Source organism: Phytoactinopolyspora endophytica (assembly GCF_004138495.1).
GTDB classification, from domain to species: domain Bacteria; phylum Actinomycetota; class Actinomycetes; order Jiangellales; family Jiangellaceae; genus Phytoactinopolyspora; species Phytoactinopolyspora endophytica.
The window spans coordinates 199,302-199,782 of the sequence record NZ_ML142853.1 but is presented as its reverse complement, the minus strand read 5'-3'; the positions used below and the strand labels follow the sequence as shown (position 1 = coordinate 199,782).

Sequence of the window (481 nt, the reverse complement as noted above, 5' to 3'; positions counted from 1 at the left end):
GCATTCTGCGTGCCCAATGCACTCTGTGTACCGGACGCATTCTGCGTGCCCAATGCACTCTGTGTACCGGACGCATTCTGCGTGCCCGATGCGTTCTGGGTCATGACCGTACCTCCGCGTCCTCGCCGCTACCGTTGTGTCCCGCTGAGTGAGGGCCGGCGCCCTCGTTGTGCAGGACGCTGGCGACGTCCGTTTCGCCTCCGGGGCCGTTCACCTGCTCGCCGAAGTGACATGCACTCCACCGTCCCGGTGCGATCTCGCGCGCCTGCGGCTCCTCGGTCCGGCAGCGTTCGTGGACCGCCGCGTCGTCGTCGGCCATCAGCCGGGTCAGCGGGCAGCGGGGATGGAACGCGCACCCGGAGGGGCGCTCCGCGGGGTTAGCGGGCGACCCGGGAAGCGGCGCGGCGATGGCGGTCTTCGTATGCACCGCGGGCACGCTGTCCACCAGCGCCTTGGTGTAGGGGTGGAGGGGACGGCGGAG

General features: G+C 69.9%; 1 protein-coding gene. It reads right to left on the bottom strand.

Features of this window, described 5'->3' with window-relative positions; all coding sequences use genetic code 11:
• Positions 1-100: 100 nt before the first annotated feature.
• Positions 101-481 (bottom strand): oligopeptide/dipeptide ABC transporter ATP-binding protein (locus tag ELR45_RS11780; RefSeq protein ID WP_338069596.1); only part of this gene is annotated, 381 nt, incomplete at its 5' end.